Source organism: Flavobacterium marginilacus (assembly GCF_026870155.1).
Taxonomy (GTDB): domain Bacteria; phylum Bacteroidota; class Bacteroidia; order Flavobacteriales; family Flavobacteriaceae; genus Flavobacterium; species Flavobacterium marginilacus.
In genome coordinates, this window is record NZ_CP113975.1 from 2,895,435 (window position 1) to 2,921,453 (window position 26,019).

The 26,019-nt window shown below is 33.6% G+C and carries 21 protein-coding genes; 11 read left to right on the top strand and 10 right to left on the bottom strand.

Features of this window, described 5'->3' with window-relative positions; genetic code table 11:
- Positions 1–40: 40 nt before the first annotated feature.
- The 4 genes from OZP07_RS12440 to OZP07_RS12455 form a co-directional block, all read right to left on the bottom strand.
- On the bottom strand, positions 41–1,984 hold the full coding sequence (locus tag OZP07_RS12440) for a KUP/HAK/KT family potassium transporter (protein WP_281635317.1): 1,944 nt from the start codon (positions 1,982–1,984) through the stop codon (positions 41–43).
- A 112-nt stretch (positions 1,985–2,096) separates the two neighbouring features.
- Entirely contained in the window at positions 2,097–2,783 is a 687-nt protein-coding gene (locus OZP07_RS12445) for a response regulator (protein ID WP_281635318.1), read from the bottom strand.
- Positions 2,776–3,888, bottom strand: coding sequence for a sensor histidine kinase (locus tag OZP07_RS12450; protein WP_281635319.1), 1,113 nt, complete (start codon positions 3,886–3,888; stop codon positions 2,776–2,778). The genes OZP07_RS12445 and OZP07_RS12450 overlap by 8 nt, the downstream gene beginning before the upstream one ends.
- A 209-nt stretch (positions 3,889–4,097) precedes the next feature.
- Positions 4,098–4,292, bottom strand: coding sequence for a hypothetical protein (locus OZP07_RS12455; protein WP_281635320.1), 195 nt, complete (start codon positions 4,290–4,292; stop codon positions 4,098–4,100).
- 107 nt (positions 4,293–4,399) lie between these two features.
- Here OZP07_RS12455 and panB point away from each other — a divergent pair, with 107 nt between their 5' ends.
- The 6 genes from panB to ypfJ all read left to right on the top strand — a co-directional run bounded on the left by panB (position 4,400) and on the right by ypfJ (position 13,400).
- Positions 4,400–5,218, top strand: coding sequence for a 3-methyl-2-oxobutanoate hydroxymethyltransferase (gene panB / locus OZP07_RS12460; protein ID WP_194641292.1), 819 nt, complete (start codon positions 4,400–4,402; stop codon positions 5,216–5,218).
- Positions 5,219–5,305: 87 nt separating this feature from the next.
- The gene (locus OZP07_RS12465; RefSeq protein WP_281635321.1) at positions 5,306–5,995 is read left to right on the top strand and encodes an RluA family pseudouridine synthase; all 690 of its coding nucleotides are present in this window, start codon (positions 5,306–5,308) and stop codon (positions 5,993–5,995) included.
- 78 nt (positions 5,996–6,073) lie between these two features.
- The gene (locus OZP07_RS12470; protein ID WP_281635322.1) at positions 6,074–7,405 is read left to right on the top strand and encodes an aldehyde dehydrogenase; all 1,332 of its coding nucleotides are present in this window, start codon (positions 6,074–6,076) and stop codon (positions 7,403–7,405) included.
- Between the two features lie 190 nt (positions 7,406–7,595).
- A complete protein-coding gene (locus OZP07_RS12475; RefSeq protein ID WP_281635323.1) occupies positions 7,596–8,366 on the top strand; it encodes a DUF2189 domain-containing protein in 771 nt (256 codons plus the stop codon).
- A 728-nt stretch (positions 8,367–9,094) separates the two neighbouring features.
- Complete coding sequence (locus OZP07_RS12480; RefSeq protein ID WP_281635324.1) at positions 9,095–12,487, top strand: PAS domain S-box protein; 3,393 nt, start codon at positions 9,095–9,097, stop codon at positions 12,485–12,487.
- A 61-nt stretch (positions 12,488–12,548) separates the two neighbouring features.
- Positions 12,549–13,400, top strand: a complete 852-nt coding sequence (ypfJ, locus tag OZP07_RS12485) for a KPN_02809 family neutral zinc metallopeptidase (protein WP_281635325.1) — start codon at positions 12,549–12,551, stop codon at positions 13,398–13,400.
- Positions 13,401–13,493: 93 nt separating this feature from the next.
- Here the strand turns inward: ypfJ and OZP07_RS12490 are convergent, their stop codons facing one another.
- The gene (locus OZP07_RS12490; protein WP_281635326.1) at positions 13,494–13,745 is read right to left on the bottom strand and encodes an NAD(P)H-binding protein; all 252 of its coding nucleotides are present in this window, start codon (positions 13,743–13,745) and stop codon (positions 13,494–13,496) included.
- Between the two features lie 206 nt (positions 13,746–13,951).
- On the bottom strand, positions 13,952–14,578 hold the full coding sequence (locus tag OZP07_RS12495) for a hypothetical protein (RefSeq protein ID WP_281635327.1): 627 nt from the start codon (positions 14,576–14,578) through the stop codon (positions 13,952–13,954).
- 223 nt (positions 14,579–14,801) lie between these two features.
- On the opposite strand from OZP07_RS12495, the gene OZP07_RS12500 reads away from it, so the two are divergent.
- Positions 14,802–15,800, top strand: a complete 999-nt coding sequence (locus tag OZP07_RS12500) for a DUF2157 domain-containing protein (RefSeq protein WP_281635328.1) — start codon at positions 14,802–14,804, stop codon at positions 15,798–15,800.
- On the top strand, positions 15,784–16,971 hold the full coding sequence (locus tag OZP07_RS12505) for a hypothetical protein (RefSeq protein ID WP_281635329.1): 1,188 nt from the start codon (positions 15,784–15,786) through the stop codon (positions 16,969–16,971). Before OZP07_RS12500 ends, OZP07_RS12505 begins: the two co-directional genes overlap by 17 nt.
- Positions 16,972–17,060: 89 nt before the next feature.
- Here OZP07_RS12505 and OZP07_RS12510 read toward each other — a convergent pair whose 3' ends face one another.
- Positions 17,061–17,735, bottom strand: a complete 675-nt coding sequence (locus OZP07_RS12510) for a hypothetical protein (RefSeq protein ID WP_194641986.1) — start codon at positions 17,733–17,735, stop codon at positions 17,061–17,063.
- A 29-nt stretch (positions 17,736–17,764) separates the two neighbouring features.
- A complete protein-coding gene (ytxJ, locus tag OZP07_RS12515) occupies positions 17,765–18,163 on the bottom strand; it encodes a bacillithiol system redox-active protein YtxJ (protein ID WP_194641985.1) in 399 nt (132 codons plus the stop codon).
- 151 nt (positions 18,164–18,314) lie between these two features.
- On the opposite strand from ytxJ, the gene clpB reads away from it, so the two are divergent.
- Positions 18,315–20,918 (top strand): ATP-dependent chaperone ClpB, encoded by a 2,604-nt coding sequence (clpB, locus tag OZP07_RS12520; protein WP_281635330.1) that lies wholly within the window; start codon positions 18,315–18,317, stop codon positions 20,916–20,918.
- Between the two features lie 121 nt (positions 20,919–21,039).
- On the opposite strand, the gene OZP07_RS12525 is transcribed toward clpB, so the two are convergent.
- Positions 21,040–22,173: an IPT/TIG domain-containing protein gene (locus OZP07_RS12525; protein WP_281635331.1), complete on the bottom strand. Its 1,134-nt coding sequence runs from the start codon at positions 22,171–22,173 to the stop codon at positions 21,040–21,042.
- 223 nt (positions 22,174–22,396) lie between these two features.
- On the opposite strand from OZP07_RS12525, the gene OZP07_RS12530 reads away from it, so the two are divergent.
- On the top strand, positions 22,397–23,377 hold the full coding sequence (locus OZP07_RS12530; protein ID WP_281635332.1) for an IS30 family transposase: 981 nt from the start codon (positions 22,397–22,399) through the stop codon (positions 23,375–23,377).
- 871 nt (positions 23,378–24,248) lie between these two features.
- On the opposite strand, the gene OZP07_RS12535 is transcribed toward OZP07_RS12530, so the two are convergent.
- On the bottom strand, positions 24,249–25,070 hold the full coding sequence (locus tag OZP07_RS12535; protein ID WP_281635333.1) for a universal stress protein: 822 nt from the start codon (positions 25,068–25,070) through the stop codon (positions 24,249–24,251).
- 234 nt (positions 25,071–25,304) lie between these two features.
- Here OZP07_RS12535 and OZP07_RS12540 point away from each other — a divergent pair, with 234 nt between their 5' ends.
- The gene (locus tag OZP07_RS12540) at positions 25,305–25,847 is read left to right on the top strand and encodes a TetR/AcrR family transcriptional regulator (protein WP_281635334.1); all 543 of its coding nucleotides are present in this window, start codon (positions 25,305–25,307) and stop codon (positions 25,845–25,847) included.
- Positions 25,848–26,019 lie beyond the last annotated feature (172 nt).

The following is a 26,019-nucleotide window of genomic DNA, read 5'->3' on the forward strand; positions in this document are numbered from 1 at the left end:
TGAAACGTACAGAAATCTGCCTTCTGTAATCTGAAAACTGCTAACTAACTGCCTTCCTTTCTAATTCCAGTTTAGTAATCGGATGATAAACTATTGGAATCTCTTCGATAACTACATCACTTTTATCAAGTCCAAAAGCTCTGGTATCTGATAAAGACATGTTTTTCAGCATATAATAAGAGTTCAGTAAAAGTCCGTCTCTTACAGAAAACTCATTTTCTACAGACAAAAACTTCTCAATAATAACAAATTTAAAATCAGGTTCCGCATTGTATTTTGTAGAACCGTCAGAACGAATGTGCAGATTTAACTCTTTGTTATCAATCAGATTCTGGACAATTCGTTTAAAATATAATTCTACTTTTGGCTGGATTCTAAAACCTATATTCAAGACAATCTTAATTACTTTATCATCCAGCAGCTCTATAACCTCATAATTCAGATCAAAAGGAGAATTAGTCCGGTTGATATGGAAAAACCAATACACATCGGCTCTCTTTGGTTTTTTAGAAAAAATTGAATTCAATATTTTCTCTTCAATTTCATAGTCCCTGTCGGCTTTTGACAAATAAATCAAATGGGTAGAATATTTCGGGATTGAAATATCATTGTTCAATTCTTTAAATTTTGCCGAGTATTCAGTCAGATTGGTAAATTTCACCAACTTGTTATTAATTTTTCTTGAAAAATACCAAACATACATTGTCATAAATATAAACAGCTCAAAAAACAAAAACATCCATCGTTCTTTGATTTTGACAATATTGGCAGCAAAAAATGCGATTTCAATAACCACAAAAACCGTTATGACTGCAGTGATGAGAATCCTGTTCATTTTTTTGATATAAATCAAATAATAATTTAAAAGAACTGTCGTCATCAGCATGGCTATAGTAATCGAAAATCCGTAAGCCGCTTCCATGTTAGATGAGGTCCTGAAATACAAAACCATCAAAATACAGCCGATCCACAAAATGGTATTCACTGACGGAATGTAAATCTGTCCTTTCAAATTGGTTGGGTTTTTCATCGTCACCCGAGGCCAAAAATTAAGTGACACCGCTTCATTAATCAATGTAAACGAACCGCTTATCAATGCCTGTGAAGCAATAATTGCAGCAAAAGTCGAAATCACAACACCCGAAAACAAAAACCATTGAGGCATTATTGTATAAAAAGGATTTTTGCCTTCAAGAAAAGGGCTGCTTTGATTCATTAACCAAGCGGCCTGTCCCAAATAATTGACAACCAAAGCAATTTTTACAAAAACCCATGTGATTCTAATATTACTTTTTCCGCAATGTCCTAAATCCGAATACAAGGCTTCGGCTCCAGTGGTACAAAGGAAAACAGCACCTAACAGCCAAAATCCATGAGGATACTCAACCAATAACTCATAAGCATACACAGGATTCAAAGCGGTCAAAATCGCTGGATGCTCCAAAATCTGTACAAATCCCAATACCAAAAGCATGGAAAACCAAACCACCATGGCTGGACCAAAAAAGAATCCTACTTTCTGGGTGCCAAAACGCTGAAAAAAGAAAAGACCAGACAGGATTACAATAACAATTGGAAGTATTGGAATATTTGGAACTACATCACCTAATCCTTCTACAGCCGAAGCTACAGAAATAGGCGGTGTAATAATTCCGTCAGCCAAAAGCGTTGTGGCTCCCAGAATTGTCGGAATCACCAATTTTCCTTTTCCAAATCGTTTGACCAATGCATAGAGGGAAAACACACCTCCTTCTCCATGATTGTCTGCCGAAAGTGTCAGCAAAACATATTTAAAAGTTGTCTGAAAAGTAAGTGTCCAAAATATACACGAAATCCCTCCATAAACTAATAGTTTCGATATTTCCCTTTGCCCGATAATGGCTTTCATAACATATAACGGACTGGTTCCTATATCTCCGTAAATAATTCCTAGTGCCACCAAAAGCGATGCAGCTGTAACTTTTTGAACCGTTGATTTATTCATTTTATTTAAAATTTATTCTTATTTATTCATTAATTTTTGGACATAGAAAGTCCTGTATGAGGCGTATAACACACTTCAAATTGTATTCTTTTTTAAACTTTCTTAGCTGATTTTAACCTGTATTGAATCGGTAGCCTACACCAGATTCAGTAATAATAAACCTAGGACGGTTTGGGTCATCTTCTATTTTTTTTCTGAGCTGGGCAACAAAGACCCGGAGGTATTGTGTCTGGTCAGCATAACTGTTGCCCCAAACCTGTTTTAATAAATATTGATGAGTTAATACGCGCCCTTCATTTTTTGCAAAAATGGAAAGCAGATTGTATTCTGTCATCGTGAGTTTCAAAATTTCATTGTTCAGCCTGACAATTCTGGAAGCCAAATCGATTGAAACCGAACCAAATTCAATTATCAGTTCTTTTTCCTCCGTTACCTTATTCCGCAATGCTGTCCGGATTCTAGCCAGCAATTCCTGCGTGCGGAACGGTTTTGTCAAATAGTCATTGGCTCCGTTATCAAGCGCTTTTACAATTTCATCTTCGGCACTTTTTACCGTTAAAATAATAATTGGATTTTTATACCATTCGCGCAGGCGTTTCAAAACAGCTTGTCCGTCCTCATCAGGCAGACCCAAATCGAGAATAACCAAATCAGGCTGATGATTGGCTGCAGTCAACAATCCTTCTTTTGCGTTCACGGCAAAAATTGTTCTGTAATCATTGGAATCCAATGTGATTTCAAGTAGTTTTCTAATTTGAACTTCATCATCAATTACCAAAATTTGGACACCATTATTCATTTGAAATTTCTTTAGTATTCATAATCAGGGTTTGAAAACGAAGGATAAAAACCGATCCTCCTTCTTCCCTATTTTCAAGCGTTACTATCCCGTGCTGTGCTTCGACAAATCCTTTTACAATAGACAATCCAAGTCCTGTCCCTCCTGTTTTGGAATTTTGAAGTCGATAAAATTTGTCAAATACTTTATCAATTTCGCTTTCGGGAAAACCAATGCCATCGTCGGCAATTGTGATTACACACGGAAATACTTTATCTGGATTATATTCAAAATCGACATCTGCATTATAGGAAACCTTAATTTCTATTTTGGCTCCTTTGGGCGTGTACTGTGAAGCGTTAAAAACTAAATTATAAATTATCTGCTGCATCAAACCATAGTCTAACTTGAAAAGCGGTAAATTTTCATCTGTTTTCACAACCACTTTGTGAAACTGTAAATCATCCTTTAAATGATCCAAAACATTATAAATCAATTCTTCTAAATCACACCAATCCAGCTTGGGTTCAATAACACCTGACTCCAGCCGGGACATATTCAGTAAATTTTCTACCTGATGATTCAGTCTCAAAGAAGCTTTCTCGATCTCAGCATATAAATTCTCCTTGTTTTCTTCAGAAATAGGCACCGATTTGGTTTGAATAGTATCAATCGCTCCCATAATCGTCGAAATCGGTGTTCGCAATTCATGAGACAATGAATCCAGAAGAGCATTGTAAAGTTTCATCGTATTAATTCTAACCTCTTTTACCTGCAATATCTTTTCAGCTCTTCTGATTTTGTGTGTTAAAACAGCATTTACAAGAGCAATGATAAAAAACAAAAACAGTAACAAAGAATCTTCGGCATTGCTGATATGGAACGTATAGTACGGTTCTATAAATAGAAAATTCAGTATCAGCGCACTTAAAACTGCACTCAGTAATAAAGGCAGAATCCCCAAGAACATAGACAAAACAGAAACTACAACCAATAGAAGATAACCAACAATTTTATAATCCAGAAAATCTCTGGTAAACAAACACAATCCAGCGACCGTACCGACTGACAATACACTTATTAAGTATTGATTTTTAACCTTTATCTGATTCAAAATAGCGCTCATAATTCCTGCATTTATTTGATATGACAAAGTTAAACCATATCCTATAAGTATTTTATAAGATAACGAGACAGGATATAAAGATTTTATAAAGATTTCAAATTCCCTGAAACCAATCATTATTTTCAGGAGCAGAAAGATTTGGCATTTTAGGAATAATGGTTACCGCTCTTCGTTGCAGTCTTTTGTAGAGACGGGTTTGAAATCCGTCTCTACAAAAGGATTTCCACTTCGGGGCTAAAGACAGGCAATTGTGATTTTTTGGTTTCAATTGTAATACCTACAGGATTTTGAAACCTGTCAGGTCTAAATCCTTGAAATCCTTCTCTTAAAAAACTACATATTTTAACAAAACTTACCAAAACTACATAATAAATTACCAATGTCACAATTTGACTAGCTCTCAACCACATATTCTTTCTAAAAACTCAATTTAGAAAAATTCTATTTATTACTTTTACACTTTCAAAACAAAAATCAATCCCGAGATTTCGGAAATAAAATAGGAAATTACATGTCTGCAATTAAAAAAGATTACAAAAAAGTTACCACCAAGTCACTAATTGACATGAAGTCCAATGGCGAAAAAATCTCCATGCTTACAGCTTATGATTATACCATGGCTAAAATTGTGGACACTGCCGGAGTTGACGTAATTCTGGTTGGGGATTCGGCCTCCAATGTTATGGCTGGTCACGAGACAACACTGCCAATTACTTTGGATCAGATGATTTATCATGCCTCATCTGTTGTGAGGGCTGTAGAGAGAGCTTTGGTTGTAATTGACCTGCCTTTTGGAAGTTACCAATCTGATTCTAAAGAGGCTTTGCGTTCTTCCATTAGAATTATGAAAGAAAGCGGTGGTCACGCTGTAAAATTGGAAGGCGGTAAAGAAATCAAAGAATCCATCAAAAAAATTCTGAACGCTGGAATTCCGGTAATGGGACATTTGGGATTAACACCACAGTCTATCTATAAATTTGGAACGTATACCGTTCGCGCCAAAGAGGATGAAGAAGCCGAAAAGTTAATTGAAGACGCTAAACTACTAGAACAATTGGGCTGCTTTGCATTAGTTCTTGAAAAAATACCTGCTCATTTGGCCGAAAAAGTTGCAAAAAGCATTTCTATTCCGGTAATCGGAATTGGTGCCGGAGGCGGAGTTGACGGACAGGTATTGGTGATCCACGATATGCTGGGAATGAATAATGAATTCAGCCCTCGTTTTTTAAGACGCTACATGAATCTTTACGAAGGAATGACTTCGGCTATCAGCCAATATGTAACCGATGTAAAATCACAGGATTTTCCAAACGAGAAAGAACAATACTAATACTTTAGGTCTCTGAGATGCTAAGTTTCTAAGTTTTTCCATAACTTAGGGACTTAGCATCTTAGTATCTTAGCAACTCAAAAAGCAATGAAAGTAATTTCAAATAAACATAATCTTCAAATCCTTCACGAAGACAACCACCTGATTGTTGTAAATAAACGTGTGGGCGACATTGTGCAAGGCGACAAAACGGGTGACAAACCATTGAGCGAGGTTGTAAAAGAATACATAAAAGACAAATACAATAAGCCTGGCGAAGTTTTTCTTGGAGTCGTACATCGACTGGACAGACCTACAACCGGAATTGTAGTTTTTGCCCGAACCAGCAAGGCTTTGACACGCATGAACGAATTGTTCAGCAGCAGGGAAACCAAAAAAACCTATTGGGCTGTAGTCAAAAACAGGCCTTCAAAAAACGAAAATACACTGGTTCATTACATCAAAAGGAACGAGAAAAACAATACTTCAAAAGCCCATACAAAAGAAGTTCCCGATAGTAAAAAAGCTAGTCTGGAATATAAAATCATCAAGGAACTGGATAATTATTTTGGACTTGAAATCCAGTTACACACGGGCAGACACCATCAGATACGGGCACAGCTGTCAGCTATTGGCTCTCCAATAAAAGGAGATCTAAAATATGGTTTTGACCGAAGCAATCCTGACGGAGGCATCCATTTGCATGCCAGAAAGCTGGTCTTTGTTCATCCTGTTTCGAAAGAAGAGATTATTATAACTGCTCCAACTCCAGATGAAGTAATCTGGAAAGCTATTTAAATTTCGTATAAAAAGTATTTTATATTGAATTTTAAATTTAACTTGCACTTAGATAATGACTTAAATCTTTTTTTTACTATGAGTTACAAATTAAATATTAGTACCAGAAAAGAAGCTTTAATAAAATTAATGGATGAAATTATCAAGCATGAAAATGAAATCATCCAGGCATTACTTGAGGATTTCAAAAAACCTCCATTTGAATCAATTGCTACAGAAATCAGTTATATTATTTGGGAATTAAAGGATACAATAAAGAATATTGAAAAATGGGCCAAAATTAAAAACGTAATCCCCTCTATATTTAATTTTCCTTCGACAGATTACATTGTAAAAGAACCTTATGGGAAAGTTTTAATTATAGCACCTTGGAATTATCCTTTTCAATTAGCGGTAGGTCCTTTAATAGCGGCTGTTGCGGCAGGAAATCAAGTAGTATTAAAACCTTCTGAATTAACGCCAAAGACATCGGCTATAGTTCTAAAAATTATAGAGAAAGTATTCCATCATCAGCATGTAAAAGTAATTGAAGGCGGTATTGAAACTGCTAAAAAATTATTGGCACAGCGCTGGGATTATATTTTTTTTACTGGAAGTGCTGCTGTTGGAAAAATTGTTGCAAAAGCCGCTGCAGAACATCTTACTCCGGTCACCCTTGAATTAGGCGGTAAAAACCCCTGCATCATTGATGAAACTGCAAATCTCAAACTTGCTGCCAAGAGAATAGTCTGGGGGAAATTTCTGAATGCCGGACAAACCTGCATTGCTCCCGATTATATTTTGATTCAGGAAGAAATGAAAAGTCATTTTGTAAATTTCCTAAAAAATGAAATCACAAATGCTTATGGAGAAAACCCAAAAAACTCTCCCGATTTTGCCCGAATCGTAAACGAAAAAAACTGGCATCGTTTAGTCAGCATGATCGAGCCGGAGAAAGTAATTTTCAGAGGTGAAATTGATATTGAAGACTGCTATATTGCACCAACCTTAATTGAAGAAAATGATCTTGAAAGCCCTCTGATGCAGGAAGAGATTTTTGGCCCTTTACTTCCTATAATTACTTATAAAGATGAAAAAGAAATTGATAAAATAATTTCACGTTATGAAAAGCCGTTAGCTTTATATGTATTTACCGATGACAGAAAATTTGCCAAAAAAACAATTTTGAATCATTCTTTTGGCGGAGGCTGTATTAATGATACTATAATTCATTTTGCAAACAAAAGACTTCCTTTTGGAGGTGTAGGCCACAGCGGAATTGGTGCTTATCATGGTCAATTGAGTTTTGACACTTTTTCCCATCATAAAGGAATTGTAAAAAAAGCAAATTGGCTGGATTTAAACCTAAGATATGCTCCTTATACAGACAGCAAAATTAGTACTTTAAAAAAATTATTGAACTGGCTATAAACACTCAGAAAAAGATATAAAAGTGTCAAAAAAACTTCTTCATTTAAATAAAAAAAAATACAGTAAATTTGTACACTAATACATACCTTTATAATAATTGAATTGTGATTTAGAATATAATATCATTGGTCTCGAGGCTTCATTTAAAAAGTCTTTTTAAATCTACGAATAACTAATCTAACAATATATAATGAACCAAACTTTAGAAAAATTACAGGAAATTGAAAAAAACGGATACCAGATTGATTTTGGAAATGTATTCAATCACGCCTTTGAAAATTACAAGAAAATTGCTTTATATGCTGGATCAGTTATAGTTATCTTCAGCATATTATTCATTGCTTTCAGCGCTTTTTCATTAATCTCAATTGTTGGTATAACCGAAATGACAAAGCAACTTTCTTCGGGACAGCTTAAAATTGAAAAACTTATTGAGTCTAATATAGATACCGTGGGAATTATTTCCATAATTATTTCCTGTTTGCTCAGTCCTTTTCAGGCGGCTTTCTTAAAAATGGCAGATCATGGAGACAGAGATGAAAATTTCCCGATTTCTTCTTTATTTTCACTCTATAAATTACCTTATTTAAAAGAAATTATCATTTCGACTCTTATTATTACTACAATTGCATTTGCTCAGGCTACTTTATTCAGATATATAAAATTTGAGTTTCTGGGCATCATAACTAACTATTTCATATCGTTTATAACACTTCTTACCATTCCTCTGATTATATTTGGTAACTTACAGGCAATGGATGCAATAAAATACAGTATTCAAATTGTTTTCAAACAGCCAATTGTTTTATTAGGGTTAATAGTTGTAGCAATTATTGGTTCATTAATAGGTCTTATGGCTTGCTGTGTCGGTATGTTTTTTACAATACCTTTTATTTATTCTATGAATTATGCCATTTACAGTGCAGTTATAGGAATAAACAGTATTGCCGAAAATGAATAACTTTTTAACTATTAAAATTAAATTGCAGACGATTAAAACATTTTATTAAATAGTCACCCCCGAAAACTATGCTATTATGTTGTAAAATTTTACTGTTTTTCAACTTCAACTTTTCTTTATCAAGTTCAGTTTATACGCCCATGGCATTAAATCTGGTACAAAATTTATTAATAGACATTACGAATCGGAATACTATTTTACTGGCACTGTTTTTTGTCATTTTACTTGCAATTATTTATTCCAACCACAAAATAAACAGTATTCTAAAAAACACAAATAATCTTACATCAAAAGAGTTAGACAAAAGAGAATATTTACTCTATTTATTATTTCTCGGACTATCTCTTCCATTAATAGAAATATTGTTTGAGTTATTTAAGGTTAGGCCCAAAAGCTTATTAAATTACTACTTTTCTGTTGGAGTTATTTTTTTATTGTTCTTTATATTGAGTGAAAAATCAAAATATTTATACAATAGAGTTCAAACAATATTTACGGTCTTATTTTATATACATTTCATAACTACGGCATACAATATCGTTTTTTTACCAACAGATAATATACCAACTTACACTTTCATTTTAGCATTTTTCTTTTCCTATCTTATTATAAAGCCTATAAAAAAGTATTGGATTTTCTGTGGATTCGTCTGCGCTTTTTTAATTACAATATTTACCTTTAATATAGTTCCTACCTCCAAAGCTGTTATACTTATCAATTATTCTACAATGATATTTATAATAAATCATATTAAGCATATCGCTATTTATAAAATTCAGGAAAAGGTCAATTTTACAAATGAAATTGTAAACAAAGGGAACTCACTGACCATTGCCACAAACAAAATGGGAGAAGTAACCTTCTGCAGTGATACTATAACGGCTATTTTAGGATACACTCCAGAAGAAGTGATGGGATATGGTTTTTGGAAACTAACAGAAGACCCTGAATTTATCGGCTTCGACTACCATAAAACCTTTGTAGACAATCGTTTATATATTAGGAAATTAAAATGTAAAAACGGTGAATACAAATTCATTCAGTGGATTGATAAAAAGTTCAATGAAAACTCCATCATTGGAATTGGCCAAGATGTTACCAATGAAATAAAAATCAGAAAACAATATGAAATTTTAATTCAAACCGCTGTTGATATTATTTTTGAAGCAGATGCTAGAGGCCGATTTACTTTTGTCAATGATTATGCAATAAAAACTTTAGGATATTCAAAAGATGAATTTCTCAACAAAGATTTCTCTTCATTAATAAGAAAAGATTACATAACCAATACCATGAGTTTTTACCAAAACATTCTTGATATTGAAGAAAATTTTACAACACTCGAATTCCCTATTATCAAAAAAGACGGCAGTGAGTTATGGATTTCCCAAAATGTTTTTGTCAGAAGAAACAGTAGTGGAGAAATTGATGGATATTCTGGAATTGCAAGAGATATAACACTATTAAAAAACATCGAAGATGAAAAATCTAAGAGACAGTATAAAATAGGAAAATACAGCAAAACCTTAAAAGATATAGCGGTTTCAAACCATTCCAGTAATGAAAATTTTGATCAGACGATTACTAGAATCCTGCATATTACCTCTGCTGCATTAGGAGTAAACCGAGTAGGCTATTGGGTATATGACACGGATAAGATAATCTGCAGTAAACTCTATGAATCCAAAAAAAATATTCTGGAAAATGACATTCGCTTTTTCAGAAATGAAAATCTGGAGTATTTTAAAAAAATTGAAAGTAAACTTCAAGTAGTACAGTCGGATATTAGATCTTATACTGATAATAACAAAATAAAAGACAATTATGTTTACAGCAATAACATATACTCAACACTGGACACTCCTATTTTTATTGACGGAGAGTTAAAAAGTATCCTTTCGTACGAATCCACACACAGAATTAAAAATTGGGACAATGAAGATATCAATTTTGTGAAATCTGTTTCCGATTTAATTGTAATTGCTTTAGCATCTCATATACGATTAGAAATAGAACGGAATTTAGCTTACAAAAGCGAATTGCTGTTAGTTATTAATAAAAATACTAATCAGTTTTTATTAGAAAAAAGTACTGAAAAACTTATTAGAGGAATAATTAATGAATTAGGAAGAGTAACAAAATCAGAGCGAATCTCATTTTTTAAAAAAGAAAAAAAAACCAATTTATTTGACCAAAAATGTATGTGGACAAATGAACTGCAGAATTTCGACACTGTTTATCCTATCCTGCAAAATCTGGAATTTTCTGAATTTGACAACACTTTAAAGGATTTCTCTCCAGCAGAATTTTTTGAAATCATTAAAAACAACGTCCAAAATGAAACCGTAAGTGCTGCTTTAAGCCGGTTAAATCCAGCAACAATGCTGTTTTTCCCTATTTTCATAAAAAATGAATTTGATGGCTTTTTTGTTTTTGATAATTCAACAGAAGAACGTATTTGGAGTCAGGATGAAATCTCAATATTACAGTTATTAGTAAAAAACATTTCCACATCCATTGAACGAAATATGAATGAATCAATTATTGAGGAAAGTGAAGAACGGTTCCGTTTATTAGCCAATAATATCCCCGGAACTGTGTATTTATCCAATTACGATGAAAAATACACAAAAATTTACCTCAATGACGAAATTGAAAAACTGACCGGATATCCTAAATCTGATTTTTTAGAGAATAAAATATTTTTCATAGACTTGATTTTTGATGAAGATTTAGAAAATGTTATATTAAAAAACAAAACTGCTCTGGAGGATAAAATACCATTGCATATTATTTATCGGATTACGCATAAAAATGGTTCAATTGTCTGGGTAGAAGAATTTGGAGATTCGATTTTAAAAAATGGAGAAATTACTTTTATGGAAGGAATTCTTATCGATATTACCGAAAAAAAGAAAAACGAATCCATCGTTAAAGAAAAAGAACTAGCAGAAGCGGCAAACAAGGCAAAATCAGAGTTTCTTGCCAATATGAGTCATGAAATTAGAACGCCTCTAAACGGAATCATAGGCTATACCGATCTGCTGATGAATTCTAAGCTCGAAACGACTCAAAAACAATATATGAATACCATTAACCAATCCGCAAATATTTTATTAGAGGTGGTTAATGACATACTTGATTTTTCTAAAATTGAGTCTGGAAAATTAGAGCTTAACGTAGAAAAATACTGTATCAATGACATTATTCTTCAAATAAAAGAATTAGTTAATTATCAGGCTCATTCCAAAAATTTAGTAATAAATTATATAATTAATGATGACGTTCCAAAATTCATCTGGGTCGATTATATCCGATTAAAACAAGTACTCATTAATCTATTGACAAATGCAATTAAATTTACTCATGCCGGTAAAATTGATCTTACCATTTCTACATTAGAAGTCTATAAAAATAAAACTCTTTTAAGATTTTCAGTAAAAGACACAGGTATTGGTATCCGAAAAAGTAATCAAAAAATCATTTTTCAGGCGTTTTCGCAGGAAGACAGTTCTACAACCAAAAAATTTGGCGGAACAGGACTTGGATTAACAATTTCAAATCAATTACTAAGTTTAATGAACAGTAAACTGCAGATTGACAGCCTGTATAATGTAGGAAGTACTTTTTTCTTTGACATAAAATTAAAAAGCAGTAATAAATTAAAGCAAAACAAATTATCAGATTCTTTAAAAGTAATTTCAGAAAACCGCATATTACAATTTGAAAACGAAGAACCCAAAATATTAATTGTAGAGGACAACAAAATCAACATGCTGCTGACCAAAACATTAGTCAAGCAAATTGTACCAAAATGTACAATTTATGAATCCAGTGATGGCGAAAAAGCACTTGAAAAAGTGTTAGAAATTAATCCAGACATTATTTTTATGGACATTCAGATGCCATTAATTAATGGCTATGAAGCCACTAAAGCGATTAGAAAAATACAGCAATTACAAAATACTATTATCATTGCCCTCACTGCGGGAACTATAATGGGTGAAAAAGAGAAATGCATAGAAGCCGGCATGAATGACTATGTTTCAAAACCTATTATAAAGAAAACGCTTGAAGATATTTTAGAAAAATGGCTAAAAGCAAAAAATAGCATTTTATAAGCTTTATCTTAATTTTAAAGAATCTTAATTTTTAAAGACTAACCAATAAATTATACTAGCAATGAAATGGATTGGAAGAAGACAAAGCGACAATGTTGAAGACCGCAGAGGAATGTCTGGCGGAGGTAAAACTATTGTAGGCGGAGGAATAATTGGGATTATTATTTTACTTATAAATGCTTTTGGCGGAGAAAATGCTCAAATGATTACTCCAATATTAGAACAGTTTAACCAGCTGCAGACAACACAGACTGAAAGCAGGCCATTAACCGAAGAGGAAAAAAAATTAGGAGAGTTTCCTAAAGTTGTCCTTAAAGATACTGAAGTTGTATGGGCTAAAATATTTGAAGAAAACAATATGGAATACATAAAACCAAAAATGGTTTTATTTACAAATTCTGTAGAAACTGCGTGTGGCGGTGCATCGTCAGCCTCTGGTCCATTTTATTGTCCAGAAGATCAAAAAGTATATATGGATTTGGCTTTTTTTGATGAATTACAAACAAAATTTGGAGCCTCAGGAGGAGATTTTGCAACAGCTTATGTTATTGCACACGAAATAGGGCATCATATACAAACACTGTTAGGTACATCTGCAAAAATGCGTCAAGCCCAGCAAGGAAAAAATGAGGCTGAAGCAAATAAATTATCTGTAGCCTTAGAACTGCAGGCTGATTTTTATGCTGGAGTATGGGCAAAACACAATCAGGAAAATCTTGATATTGGTGACATTGACGAAGCACTGAGTGCAGCACAAGCAGTTGGAGATGATGCAATACAAAAAAGAATGCAAGGACATATTGTTCCAGAATCTTTTACCCACGGAACCTCTGAGCAGCGCAAATACTGGTTTATGAAAGGGTACAATACTGGAGATATCCACCAAGGAAATACTTTTTCGAAATTGAATTAGTTTTTTAAACCACTAGGCTCACAAAGAACACAACGCTTTGCGAACTTTTGGTAATTCTTTGTGAACTTCGTGGTTAAAACCTAAATATCTTTTTTAAACATTTGACAAAAACAGTGATTTTCCAATAAATGTTTTATCATACAATTGTTCAATAAAAAAATCTGCCAAATCAGTGGCACTGATTTTATCCCCTAAACAATCTTCTAAACTGACATTGGTATCAAATCGTTCATCTGTCTGCTCAATCAAAGGAAGCCTAACCAGAGTCCAATCTATTGCGCTTGCCTTCAGCAGTTCATATTCGGCCTGTTTATTTTCTGTTGAAACTGGATAATTTTTCTTCATCCAGTCAGTTGCAAAGATAACTTTAGGGCTCTTTTTATCCGAAGAAGTATCCCATCAAGTACAGACAAATCTCATCGTAAAGCAAAATTATATAATTCAAAATCTCTTGATGCTGAAAATGTGCAGAAAAAAGAAAACTGTAAATTATTGTCAGAAACTTACAAATTAAGCCTTTTTGAAATTATAAACTGTAATTTTTTATTGCATTAATTCAAACTTGGTGCTTCGGGTATCTTGACTTTGATTTTATTTTTCTTCGCCATTAATAAAAAAGTAGTAATCCCAGTTAAAATGACCAGCAAGGCAATTTCGAGTTCGCCCAAACTGTTGTTACCATTATGTATGGCAGTAGCATGGTCTAATTTGGACCTTCCTTCCTTTATTTGAAGATTAGACAATTTTCCTAATGTTTGCAACGCATTATTGCTCAGGTTTGTAATTTGATTCCAGTTTTTATTTCGGTTTTGTTCTTTAATCGAAGTGCAGGCAGATAAAAAAGAGTTAAAAAATAATTTCTCATTAGAAGTCAAAACCGTTTTTAAATATAGTTTATCAATATCTTGAATATTACCTAATGCTAATGCAATCGACTCAATTTTCTGATTATCATTTAATTGAGATTGTATTACACTTGCTTTTATCGAATGAATTTCATTTGCGTATTGAAAAATATAATGCTCTACTACCAATCGGTCATTAAAAATGGTATTAATATCTTCATTTGTTTTTTTGGAATTATGCAGTGTCCTGAAATTATTCAATAGAATAAGAACCATAACAATCAGCAGAATAAAAGCCGCTTTTGTTTTGTTTGTATATTTCAAATCACTCATCTTAAATATTTTATGTTTTTGCAATATACATCATTGTGCTGGGTAATACAATTTTATTTAAGTAATTTGAGTTTCTCCACAAATTAAAGAATAATAAACATTGAAGTTTTATGTAACCAAGAAAATGTTAAGGGATAATTTTTGATGTATCAAAAACAAATATCACTTTCATAATTAATTGCAAAAAATCTATATATTTGAGAAATATCTTAATTAAAATTATATGCCGAATTTCGAGGATCAAGCGGTGCAGACGCTATTTGATCAAAATCATATTACTGAAGAACAATTCGAAGCTGTCCGCGCTTATCGTAATTTAAAACTGTTTTCAGTACACAATGAATTAAAGTTCTTATTATACCTCTCAATGCTGTTATTTACTTCTGGAATTGGTATTTTAATCTATCAGAACATTGATACCATTGGACATACTGTACTTCTTGGTTTATTGCTGTTAGTTACAATTGGCTGTTTTTATTTTTGCTTTAAAAATCATCCAGGATTCAATAAAGAAGAAGCGCCTTTTCCTAATCCGCTTTATGATTATCTGGTGCTTACAGCCGTTATACTGAGCTGTACATTTATAGGTTATCTGCAGTTTCAATACCAGACTTTTGGAACTCATTATGGATTAGCAACTCTGGTTCCGACTGTCATTAGTCTTTTTTGTGCCTATTATTTTGATAACAAAAGCGTTCTCTCTATTGGAATCACCGGAATGGCAGCTTATCTTGGAATTTCAGCAGACCCAAAACATATTTTTGACAATGAGATGATTGACAATACTTATTTGAGTTATGTTGGTCTGGCTTTTGGACTGACGCTGCTGCTTTGGGTCTTGTATGCCTCTAAAATCAGTTTGAAAAAACACTTTAATCTGGTCTATCTTACTTTTTCCCTGCACTTAATCGGTATTGCCTGTATCGTTAATCTTTGTGCGGATTATTGGTTCCCATTTGGTCTGATTTTGGGAATTGCATCTTACTATTTTTATAATTTAAGTTTTCAAGTCAGGTCTATTTCGTTGTTTATTTTCACGGTTTTGTATGGTTTTATAGGGATGAATATCTTTTTTGCAAGACTCTTGGACAGCATACACTTTGATGATTTTTTCTTTCTTTTCATTTTTACAACCCCTTTTTATTTCATTGGTGCTATAATTGGCTTTATAAAACTGATTAAACATTTTAACAAAAAAACTTCCGATGACAGCATACGATAAAGACCTTTTAAACAATGTCTATTTAGATGAAGAAGCCCATCGCTTAAAGCAATCGGGGTTTATTAGTGAGGAACAATACAAATCATTCAGCAAGCAATTATTAAAGCTAAAAAGCCACAAAAATCTTTTTATCCGGATTGCTTTTTTTATTCTAGGATGCTTGCTGTATTCATCAATCTGCGGATTTGTGTCATTGCTATTGCTTGCTTCCAACGGTAATGAATATATCTATTTTATTTATTTTTTTGCGATAATAGGTTTTGGTACCAAAGAATTTATGTCCCGAGAAATGAAATATTTCGGTTTTGGCCTAGATGATGCTTTTATTTTGGGAGCAATTCTATCTCTGTCCATTGCAGTCTCCCTCACATTTGACATAAACTACGATCCAAATTATCTTGCTGCTATTATTGTAATCGCAATTGCATCAAGTGGAGCTTATTTGCGTTATCTGAATCTTTCATTGGCACTGCTGGCCTGTATCGGGATAACAGGAACTATAGCTTATCTGACGTTTGAATATCTTATTATAGGCAAAGCCATATTGCCTTTTGTGATGATGTTATTTTCGGGTATAGGCTATTTTATTTCTAAAAAAACATTGAAAAACTTATCTTTTCCTTACTATTATAAAGGACTAAAATTAGCCAAAGGCTTTTGCCTGATTTTGTTTTATCTCGCTGGGAATTATTATGTGGTCAGAGAATTGAATTTCAATTTGTCTAGAGATTATTTATATGATGGCCCGAGTCCCGAAATTCCATTTGCTTTGCTCTTTTGGGTATTTACATTTACAATTCCAATACTATATCTCGTTTTTTCTTTGAAAAACAAAGACCGAATGATGCTTTGGATTGGCTTTTTAGCACTTTGTTTCAGCTTTTTTACTTTCAGAACGTATCATCATGTTTTACCGCCTGAAGCCGCTTTGACTATTGGCGGATTGGTTTTATTTGCCTTTACTTATTTTGCCATAAAAAAAACAAAACACAATGAAACCGGAATCACGTTCCAAGCAGATCGTTTTACCGATCCCAATGCTTTTGCCAATATTCAGGTTCTTGTGTCTGCTTCGCAATTTGGAATAAAACCCGAGATAAAACCTGAAGAATCTCCAATGGAATTTGGCGGCGGCGGGTTTAGTGGCGGCGGTTCTGGAGGGGAATTTTAGACGTTTATTTCATTACATAAAAAAATCCATAATTAATTTTATGGATTTTTTTATGCAGCTATATTTTTATCAATCAGTAGAAATTTAATTTAAAATTTTAATTTTCCAGTTTTTAGATATACAGTTGAATTTTTGATTGAACTATTCATCGCATCAGTAAAAGCTTGCTCAAATGCAAAAAATAGAACTGATCCGCTTCCTTTAGAAACAAAATCAAGCACCTTTTTTCGAGTCTTAATATCGTAAATCTGAAAATGCGAATTTATAATGCAGCTCTCGCTTTGGGTACTCGTCATCCCCATTCCTCCACCAGCCATAAGCACAGGTGCTCCTACACTTCCCTGAATACTGTTTGTAACTTCATGATTATTAATTTTTATCAGATAATCAGCAGTTGTATTTGTAAATAACGAATCAATCTTTTTTTTCTGATCCATAGTCAATGTCATAGAATCATTTGAAACAGATTCAAAAGATTTATCAAGTTTTATTTCACCAAAAATTTTTTCTTCTTTCAGTTTAACAGAACATAAACTATCATAATGGCTCACAAAATCATGTTTTTTCTTATATTTTTTATTAAATGTCTTAGTAAATTCATTTATTAAAACATCATCATTACCAACAAGAATAGCAGTTTTATCAGTTCCAAAAACAAACTGAGAATCCTGATAATTTGAGTTTTCACTAATACGGACTGCATCGCAGGAACATAATAATTGAGCGGCAATAACACTGCCCATTAACCATTTGCTTACTTTCATTTATTTACAATAGATTTAGGGGGATTTATTTATAATTTCGAATTCAATTCTTCTGCATTAATATCGCTGTGCGAAGCATCATAAACTGATTTACCGTTTTTAATCAGTAATAATTGTGGCGATTGGTGAAACACGTTGAAACGGCTGGCAACTTCATTGGAAATATCTCTATACTCCAATAAATCCAGAAAATAAGCAGAAACGTTGGAATCCAACGTCTCTACATCAAATTCCTTTTCAAATTGTTTCAATGCAAATCTGCTGATGCTGCATCGCGTACTATGCTTAAAGATAATCGCAGGTGCCTGATCGGATAAAGCAGTAATTTCATCCAATTGTCCCATATGCTGTAACGGAATCCAATTGATTTTGCTTGATGTATCTTTCTTCTCTTCTGAACTTCCGAATAGTGAATTAAAAAGGCTCATTTTGTCGTATTTTATGTCGTTTTGTCTTTATAAATTGATAAAAATCATCACTAGAGCGCCAAATTGTCTGTAAATTTAGACTGGAATACCGTTTGATGATTATTTGCAAAGTTAGTTATTAAACCTATAAAAAAATATAAAACCTTTAGCCATGAACATAAACAAATTTACAATCAAATCGCAGGAAGCCATACAGCTCTCACAACAGTTGGTTCAGAGTTTAGGGCAGCAGCAAATAGAAAACGAACATATTTTCAAAGCTATTTTTGAAGTCGATGAAAATGTTGCGCCTTTTATTTTGAAAAAACTCAACGTAAATGTACCGCTGTTTCTTCAGATTCTGGATGCTACAATTCAGAGTTTTCCAAAAGTTTCAGGAGGTGAAATACAGCTTTCCAGAACAGCTAATACCGCTTTGAACGAAGCCGAAATCATTGCCAAAAAAATGAATGACGAATACGTTTCAATCGAGCATTTAATCTTGGCAATATTTGATTCTAAAAGCAAAGTGTCCCAAATCCTGAAAGACCAGGGCGTTACCGGAAAAGGACTGAAAGCAGCTATTGAAGAATTGCGCAAAGGCGAAAGAGTAACCTCTGCTTCAGCTGAAGAGACTTACAATTCATTGAACAAATACGCCAAAAACCTCAACGAACTGGCGAGAACAGGAAAGCTAGATCCCGTAATCGGCCGTGATGAGGAAATCCGACGCGTATTACAAATTTTAACTCGTCGTACAAAAAATAACCCGATGTTGGTTGGAGAACCCGGCGTAGGTAAAACCGCTATTGCCGAAGGACTCGCACACCGAATTGTAGATGGCGACGTACCCGATAATTTGAAAGAAAAAATCGTGTTCTCACTCGATATGGGAGCTCTGATTGCAGGTGCAAAATACAAAGGAGAATTCGAAGAAAGACTGAAATCGGTTGTTAAGGAGGTAATCGCTTCTGAAGGAGATATTGTACTTTTCATTGACGAAATCCACACGCTTGTAGGTGCAGGCGGCGGTGAGGGCGCAATGGATGCTGCTAATATTCTGAAACCAGCTTTGGCCCGTGGTGAACTGCGCGCCATTGGTGCGACGACTTTGGACGAATACCAGAAATATTTCGAAAAAGACAAAGCACTTGAACGCCGTTTCCAGAAAATTATCATCGAAGAACCCGATACCGAAAGTGCCATTTCGATTCTGAGAGGTATCAAAGAAAAATACGAAACACATCACAAAGTACAGATTAAGGACGATGCGATCATTGCGGCAGTTACACTTTCGCAGCGTTACATTTCTAATCGTTTTCTTCCAGACAAAGCTATTGACTTAATGGATGAAGCGGCTTCGAAACTGCGCATGGAAATAAACTCCAAACCCGAAGAACTAGACGTTTTAGATCGAAAAATAATGCAGCTGGAAATAGAAATCGAAGCGATCAAACGTGAAAAGGACGAAAGCAAACTAAAAATATTAGGCTTGGATCTGGCTAATCTCAAAGAAGAACGAAATATTATTTACGCCAAATGGAAAGCCGAAAAAGAAGTTGCCGATAACATTCAGGATGTGAAAACCGAAATCGAAAATTTTAAACACGAAGCCGAACGCGCCGAACGTGACGGCGATTACGGTAAAGTGGCCGAAATCCGTTACGGAAAAATCAAGGAAGCTCAAGATCGATTGACTGAATATCAAAAACAATTGGCCGAAAACCAATCGGGAACCTCATTGATAAAAGAAGAAGTAACCCGTGAAGACATAGCCGAAGTGGTAGCCAAATGGACCGGGATTCCAGTAATGAAAATGCTGCAGGGCGAACGCGAAAAACTGCTTTATCTGGAAGACGAACTGCACCACCGAGTTGTAGGTCAGGAAGAAGCTATCGAAGCTGTGAGCGATGCCGTGAGACGCAGCCGTGCCGGTCTTCAGGACACTAAAAAACCAGTGGGTACTTTTCTTTTCCTTGGAACAACTGGTGTTGGTAAAACCGAGCTTGCCAAAGCCTTGGCCGAATATCTTTTTGACGATGAAAACGCCATGACCCGAATCGATATGAGCGAGTATCAGGAACGCCACAGCGTGAGCCGATTGGTAGGAGCGCCTCCGGGTTACGTGGGCTATGACGAAGGCGGTCAATTGACCGAAGCTGTGCGTAGAAAACCATATTCAGTAATATTACTGGATGAGATTGAAAAAGCGCATCCTGACACTTTCAACATCCTGCTGCAAGTGCTTGATGAAGGACGCTTGACCGACAACAAAGGACGTCTGGCTGATTTCAAAAACACGATTATCATCATGACTTCTAATATGGGAAGCCAGATTATACAGGAAAAATTTGAAAACCTGAAAGGAAGCGTCGAAGCCGCCACCGAAGCTGCCAAAGTCGAAGTACTGGGATTATTAAAACAAACCGTACGCCCCGAGTTCATCAACCGTATTGACGAAATTGTAATGTTTACACCGCTAAACACCGCCAATATTACTCAGATTGTTGGATTACAATTAAAAAGTATTACCAAAATGCTGGCACAACAAGGCATCACAATGGATGCAACGCCTCAGGCCATCGAGTATTTGTCTGAGAAAGGGTATGATCCTCAATTTGGTGCAAGACCGGTAAAACGTGTCATCCAGAGAGATGTCTTGAATAAATTGTCCAAGGAAATTCTAGCAGGCAACATAAAGACTGATAGCATTATTTTACTGGATTCCTTTGATGGTGAACTGGTTTTTAGAAACCAAACCGAGTTGGCACACTAATAAATAAAAACAATAAAATCCTTAAAACTGCAAAGTCACAACGCTTTGCAGTTTTTTTATTTATAAGAAGCAGTCTCAAAAGTTATAATATCACTTTCAGCCACTTATTGATATTTGTTTTTTAATTTGTTACGATAAGATAATCATAATCATCTTTAAGAATGTTATTTTCAGATAATGAATTATCAGTTAGGTTTAATTTTAAAAATTTAGATGTAACAATTCCATTATTATATATGTTTTTTTTCCCAATTAGTTGATTTGTTTGCGGAAAATAAGTAAAATTAGAAATATGTGGATCGCTAATGTTTTTTAAAGTTTTGTTTTCCGCACCAGTGGCAGGATTGAGTTCAACTATCCTTTTGAGCCCTCTATAAGCATATAACTTTCCATTTGATGCAGGAATTAGTTCATCATAACCAGAATAAGTACTTTCAATTACTGAATTATCAAAAAGTTTTATCTTACAAATTTTATTAACGAGGTTCACATTCTTGTCATTACCATATTTTTCTCCTATTATTTCATTTGTTGCATCATTGTAAATTAATCCATAAAGGTAATCGCCTGATGTATTTCCTGTATTTATTAAGTTTCCAATTTCGGAACCTGTATTTGGATTCAATTCAATAATACCTTCATACGATTTGTATCCATATAATTTTGTTGATGTTATGATCAATTGGTCATACCCTGCGAAAGTTATCTCTTTTACAGTCTTGTCTGTAAGTTTTACTTTGAATAGTTTGGAAGTGTTACCAACTCCCTGTGCAATAATTTCATTTGTTGGAGCAAAATATCCTAAATCCTTTAAATAATTAGATCCTGTACCATATACAAGAGTTTTAGTTTCTGCACCTGTAACTGGATTTAATTCAACAATTGTTCCCCATTGTTTGTAAGCAAATAGGCGATTTGTCCCATTTACAGTAATATAGCCCACATTAAGTGTAACACCATTTGTAGTTAACTCAATTTGACCAGAAGTTGCACCAACTGGAACTGTAACACTTATTGTATTTGAAGTAATTTGAGTGATTTGACCATTTGTTCCATTAAATTTAATAGTACAAGCTATATTTGGATTAAAGTTTTGCCCATTAATTGTAATTGTCTCACCAATATTAGTTGAGCTAGCCGATAAGCTAGGCAAAACACTTTGAATTATTGTTTTTTGGTCTTGATTATCTTCTGAGTCATCACTTGAACAGCTAATTAAAATAAATAGCGCTAAAATCGAAAAAAAATGTTTCATTCTAAATATATTGGTTCTAATTGTTAATTTTTCTTTAAATATACAAAATATTCTCACAAAACAATTATTTATTAAAAATTCAATCTATATAACTCCTTAGATTCAAGTAATAAATGCAACGTGAAAAAAAACTCTAGTGTTATTCTTTTGACCTAGGTCAAAAGAATAACACTAGAGTTGGCGAAAAAATCATCATATCTTTGGGTTGCAACACTCAAAATAGATGGCACATTTAACGTTAGAACAAAGATACAAAATAGAAGTATATAGAAATGCCGGTATCAGTATTTCCGAAATTGCTGAATTGGTAGATAAAAACAAATCAGTTATTTTTCGAGAAATAAAACGTAATTCTGATCAAAGAAGTGGTGTTTATAAAGCTGTTTTGGCGGATAAAAAAGCTTTAAACAGGCATAAGGTTAAGATCAAAAAATGCACTTTAACCTCAGAAGTTGAAGCAAATATTTTGTTTTATTTAAAGCAAGATTACAGTCCTGAACAAATTGTTGGCAGAGCAAAAATTGACAAAAGAGCAATGGTTTCTAAAGAAAGAATCTATCAATATATTTGGGAAAATAAACGCAAAGGAGGACTCTTATATAAACATCTTAGGACCAAGGGTAAAAAGTATAAAAAAAGAGGACATTTAAAGGATAAAAGAGGACTTATTATTGGTAGGGTCGATATTAGCGAGCGTCCAAAGATTGTAGAAAAGAAAAGTAGATTGGGCGATTTAGAGATTGATTTGGTCATTGGTAAGAATCACAAAGGAGCGTTACTAACTATCAATGACAGAGCCTCTGGAATACTTTTTATGGGAAAAGTAGAAAGCAAAGAAGCTAGTGCAATACAGCAGAAAACAATTGAATTATTGAAAGATTGGAAACCAATAATCAAGACCATTACTTCGGATAATGGAAAGGAATTTGCCAATCATCGGGCCATTGCAGAAGATTTAGATATCGATTATTATTTTGCCAAACCCTACCATAGCTGGGAACGAGGAGCCAATGAAAATTTAAACGGATTAATAAGACAATATTTTCCTAAAAAATCTAACTTTGAAAACATCGAAGAACAACAAATAAAAACAGTAGTTAATACATTAAACAACAGACCCAGAAAAAGATTTGGCTATAAAACACCTAATGAAATTTTCGCCGAAAAAATCAATAAATTGAATACTGTTGCATTTATATGTTGAATCCACCCTCTTCGGAATTTCCGATAGTGCAAATTAGCATTAATAATGTTCAGAAAGAATTAAATAAAGCAAGAAACGTTGGTTTAACATAATATTATCATTCCGACGAAGGATGAATCCCCGTTAGAAACTCGACAAAAATTGAGCATTTTGATTGCAGAATTACTTGCGAAGATTCCTCGTACCGGAATGACAAACTTTGAGAATAATGTGTTGTCGGAATAGCTAAACTTTAACAATATCTCCAAACAATTATAATTTCCAATCCATACCCCCCGCTCCGAAGTCTCCCGACTTCGCCACACGTAAAACAAACAATACAAGTCCGCAATCAAACTCATTGCGAGGAATGGGGCAAATTCACTACCTAAGGCAAACAAAGTAATTTATCGTGATGGAAATTGCTTTGTACCTAGCAATAACTGAAGCATCAGATAGCGTACATTTGCAGTCCTTGCCATCAAAAACAAACCTCAACCTAATTTCATTTCAAAAAAAGCTAAAAGTAATTTTTAATTTGGTACATTTAAGACGTAAATACAACTAACAGTTGTTAAAATACAACCAATAGTAGCGAACTTTATTTGCGTAGCGACAATAGAACCAAATAAATTTGTGGCATCACAAAAAAAAACTAAACCACTTTGCACTGAAAGTGCAGAGGTTTGTTTGACGAGAGACTTTTCAGTCTCTCTATTTTGAAAATCTGTTAAACAATATTAAAAGTAGAAGATTACATTTTTTCGCATTACTAAAGTACTGCAATAAATTGCAGGGTTTTAAACCCTAATCTGAGACCAATAAATAAAAAAACCACAAACTAGCGCTTGTGGTTTTTGTTGTTGAAATTTGAATTACAATGCTGCTAATTTTAAAGCGGAAGTGACAAAAGAGGAATTTCACTTCTAGAAGCCATCATTCTAGTTTTGCTAATACGCATCAATGAATCCCAAAAGCCGTATTTATAAGGAACCATAATTAATAAATCAGCATTTATTTGAGTTATTTCATCCTGAATGGCCTTAATAATTGTATTAGATGTTACATTTTTATAATAATAATTTGTTCCATTTAATCCGTCTGTAAAATGTTCTATTACTTTGGCTTCTTTTTGCTCGTTTTCCAACTCATTAAGCTTGTTGCTCACATGAAACATTTCTACAGCTGCACCTAATCGTACAGCAATATTTTTAACCTTCTGCAATATAGTTTTCTGTACTCCACGGGTAATATCACAAGCAAAAAGAATTGTTTTCAACCCTTTATATTTGGCATTAAGAGGAACTGCCAACACTGGAAATTTAAGCCTTTGCAAAGCTGCTGTTGTGGTATTACCTAATAAATCCTGCTCTATTGAATCTTTTAACATCCCCATGACAACAATATCAGCTTGAGTGGTATCGATTGTCTTTTGAAGCTGATCCTCAAAATCTCCCATTTTCAAAATTGGCATTACTTCAATTTTATAATTCTCAGAAAGTTTCTTTGCTAAATCTGAGAGTTTCTTTACGCAGTCTGCCTTTAATTCATCTATTGAAGAAGATTGTACGCGGGCATTAAGCGCATGTATAGAAACATGATATAGGTGGAATAAAATAATTTTGGCTCCTGTATCGGCAGCAAATTGAGAAGCATAAGCTGTAGCATTACTGGCTTCTGGTGAAAAATCTGTAGCAACAAGTATTGTTTTCATAAATCTATTTTGTTTTGTATAATTGATAAAAAATCTGAAAGTAAAATTTTCTTTAAAACAAAAAACGCTTTTGTCTTTACAAAGATACCAAACGTTTGGTATCTTTACAATTTAAAACTTTTTAAAATTTACAATATTTTATGATAAAAGGTGAAAACAACCTAATTTTATAATGTAAATAGAATTCTAGGATTAAAATAAAAAAGCAGTCTACACTGCATAATATAAAATGTCATGAATAATTATAAGAAGAAAAAAGATCCTATTGAACGCCGAAAGCTAATTTTGGAAACTGCTATTGAATTGGCAAATACATATGAACTTAGCCAGATATCATTTGATGCTCTTTCAAAAAAGTGCGGTCTCAGTAAAGGCGGTATTATTCATCATTTTCCAACGAAAGAATCTATTTTTGATACCCTTTTCAAAGAAAACTTTGAAGAATACAAAAACTGGGTTCAAGAAGAATTAAAGTCGGAAGATTTGCCCAATCCGGCTATTGCACTTCTTAGAATTACCCTAAGGAAATGTAATGACGAAAGCTATCGCAAACTGATGAAAGTTATCTATAAATGTTTAGTGAACAACGAACAATATTGTCTGTTATGGAATGAATGGTTTTCAGAACACATAATCAAAAATTTGGACGAAGAGAGCGAAATTAAAACATTATTAGGTTCTCTTGTTGCTATTGGAATATGGAACATGAATACATTAGGATTATACAAAATAGAAACACAAAAAATGAATGAAATATTGAATATATTACCAAAATAAATCTTTGCTCGAACCTTCAATGCCCTGTGAAGTACTATAACTCTTTTACACGCGCTAAGCAACCAATGCAACTCTATAATCAAAGTCTTTGCAAATTCCAGATAATTCATTCAAAAAAAACATAAAAAAACCACAAACAACAGCTTGTGGTTTTTTGTATTTGTCATTTGAA

Excerpts from the sequence above, each read along its gene's own strand:
- OZP07_RS12440 (WP_281635317.1), bottom strand. The coding sequence starts at position 1,984 with ATGAATAAATCAACGGTTCAAAAAGTTACAGCTGCATCGCTTTTGGTG.
- OZP07_RS12445 (WP_281635318.1), bottom strand. The coding sequence starts at position 2,783 with ATGAATAATGGTGTCCAAATTTTGGTAATTGATGATGAAGTTCAAATT.
- OZP07_RS12450 (WP_281635319.1), bottom strand. The coding sequence starts at position 3,888 with ATGAGCGCTATTTTGAATCAGATAAAGGTTAAAAATCAATACTTAATA.
- panB (WP_194641292.1), top strand. The coding sequence starts at position 4,400 with ATGTCTGCAATTAAAAAAGATTACAAAAAAGTTACCACCAAGTCACTA.
- OZP07_RS12465 (WP_281635321.1), top strand. The coding sequence starts at position 5,306 with ATGAAAGTAATTTCAAATAAACATAATCTTCAAATCCTTCACGAAGAC.
- OZP07_RS12470 (WP_281635322.1), top strand. The coding sequence starts at position 6,074 with ATGAGTTACAAATTAAATATTAGTACCAGAAAAGAAGCTTTAATAAAA.
- OZP07_RS12475 (WP_281635323.1), top strand. The coding sequence starts at position 7,596 with ATGAACCAAACTTTAGAAAAATTACAGGAAATTGAAAAAAACGGATAC.
- OZP07_RS12480 (WP_281635324.1), top strand. The coding sequence starts at position 9,095 with ATGATATTTATAATAAATCATATTAAGCATATCGCTATTTATAAAATT.
- ypfJ (WP_281635325.1), top strand. The coding sequence starts at position 12,549 with ATGAAATGGATTGGAAGAAGACAAAGCGACAATGTTGAAGACCGCAGA.
- OZP07_RS12490 (WP_281635326.1), bottom strand. The coding sequence starts at position 13,745 with ATGAAGAAAAATTATCCAGTTTCAACAGAAAATAAACAGGCCGAATAT.
- OZP07_RS12495 (WP_281635327.1), bottom strand. The coding sequence starts at position 14,578 with ATGAGTGATTTGAAATATACAAACAAAACAAAAGCGGCTTTTATTCTG.
- OZP07_RS12500 (WP_281635328.1), top strand. The coding sequence starts at position 14,802 with ATGCCGAATTTCGAGGATCAAGCGGTGCAGACGCTATTTGATCAAAAT.
- OZP07_RS12505 (WP_281635329.1), top strand. The coding sequence starts at position 15,784 with ATGACAGCATACGATAAAGACCTTTTAAACAATGTCTATTTAGATGAA.
- OZP07_RS12510 (WP_194641986.1), bottom strand. The coding sequence starts at position 17,735 with ATGAAAGTAAGCAAATGGTTAATGGGCAGTGTTATTGCCGCTCAATTA.
- ytxJ (WP_194641985.1), bottom strand. The coding sequence starts at position 18,163 with ATGAGCCTTTTTAATTCACTATTCGGAAGTTCAGAAGAGAAGAAAGAT.
- clpB (WP_281635330.1), top strand. The coding sequence starts at position 18,315 with ATGAACATAAACAAATTTACAATCAAATCGCAGGAAGCCATACAGCTC.
- OZP07_RS12525 (WP_281635331.1), bottom strand. The coding sequence starts at position 22,173 with ATGAAACATTTTTTTTCGATTTTAGCGCTATTTATTTTAATTAGCTGT.
- OZP07_RS12530 (WP_281635332.1), top strand. The coding sequence starts at position 22,397 with ATGGCACATTTAACGTTAGAACAAAGATACAAAATAGAAGTATATAGA.
- OZP07_RS12535 (WP_281635333.1), bottom strand. The coding sequence starts at position 25,070 with ATGAAAACAATACTTGTTGCTACAGATTTTTCACCAGAAGCCAGTAAT.
- OZP07_RS12540 (WP_281635334.1), top strand. The coding sequence starts at position 25,305 with ATGAATAATTATAAGAAGAAAAAAGATCCTATTGAACGCCGAAAGCTA.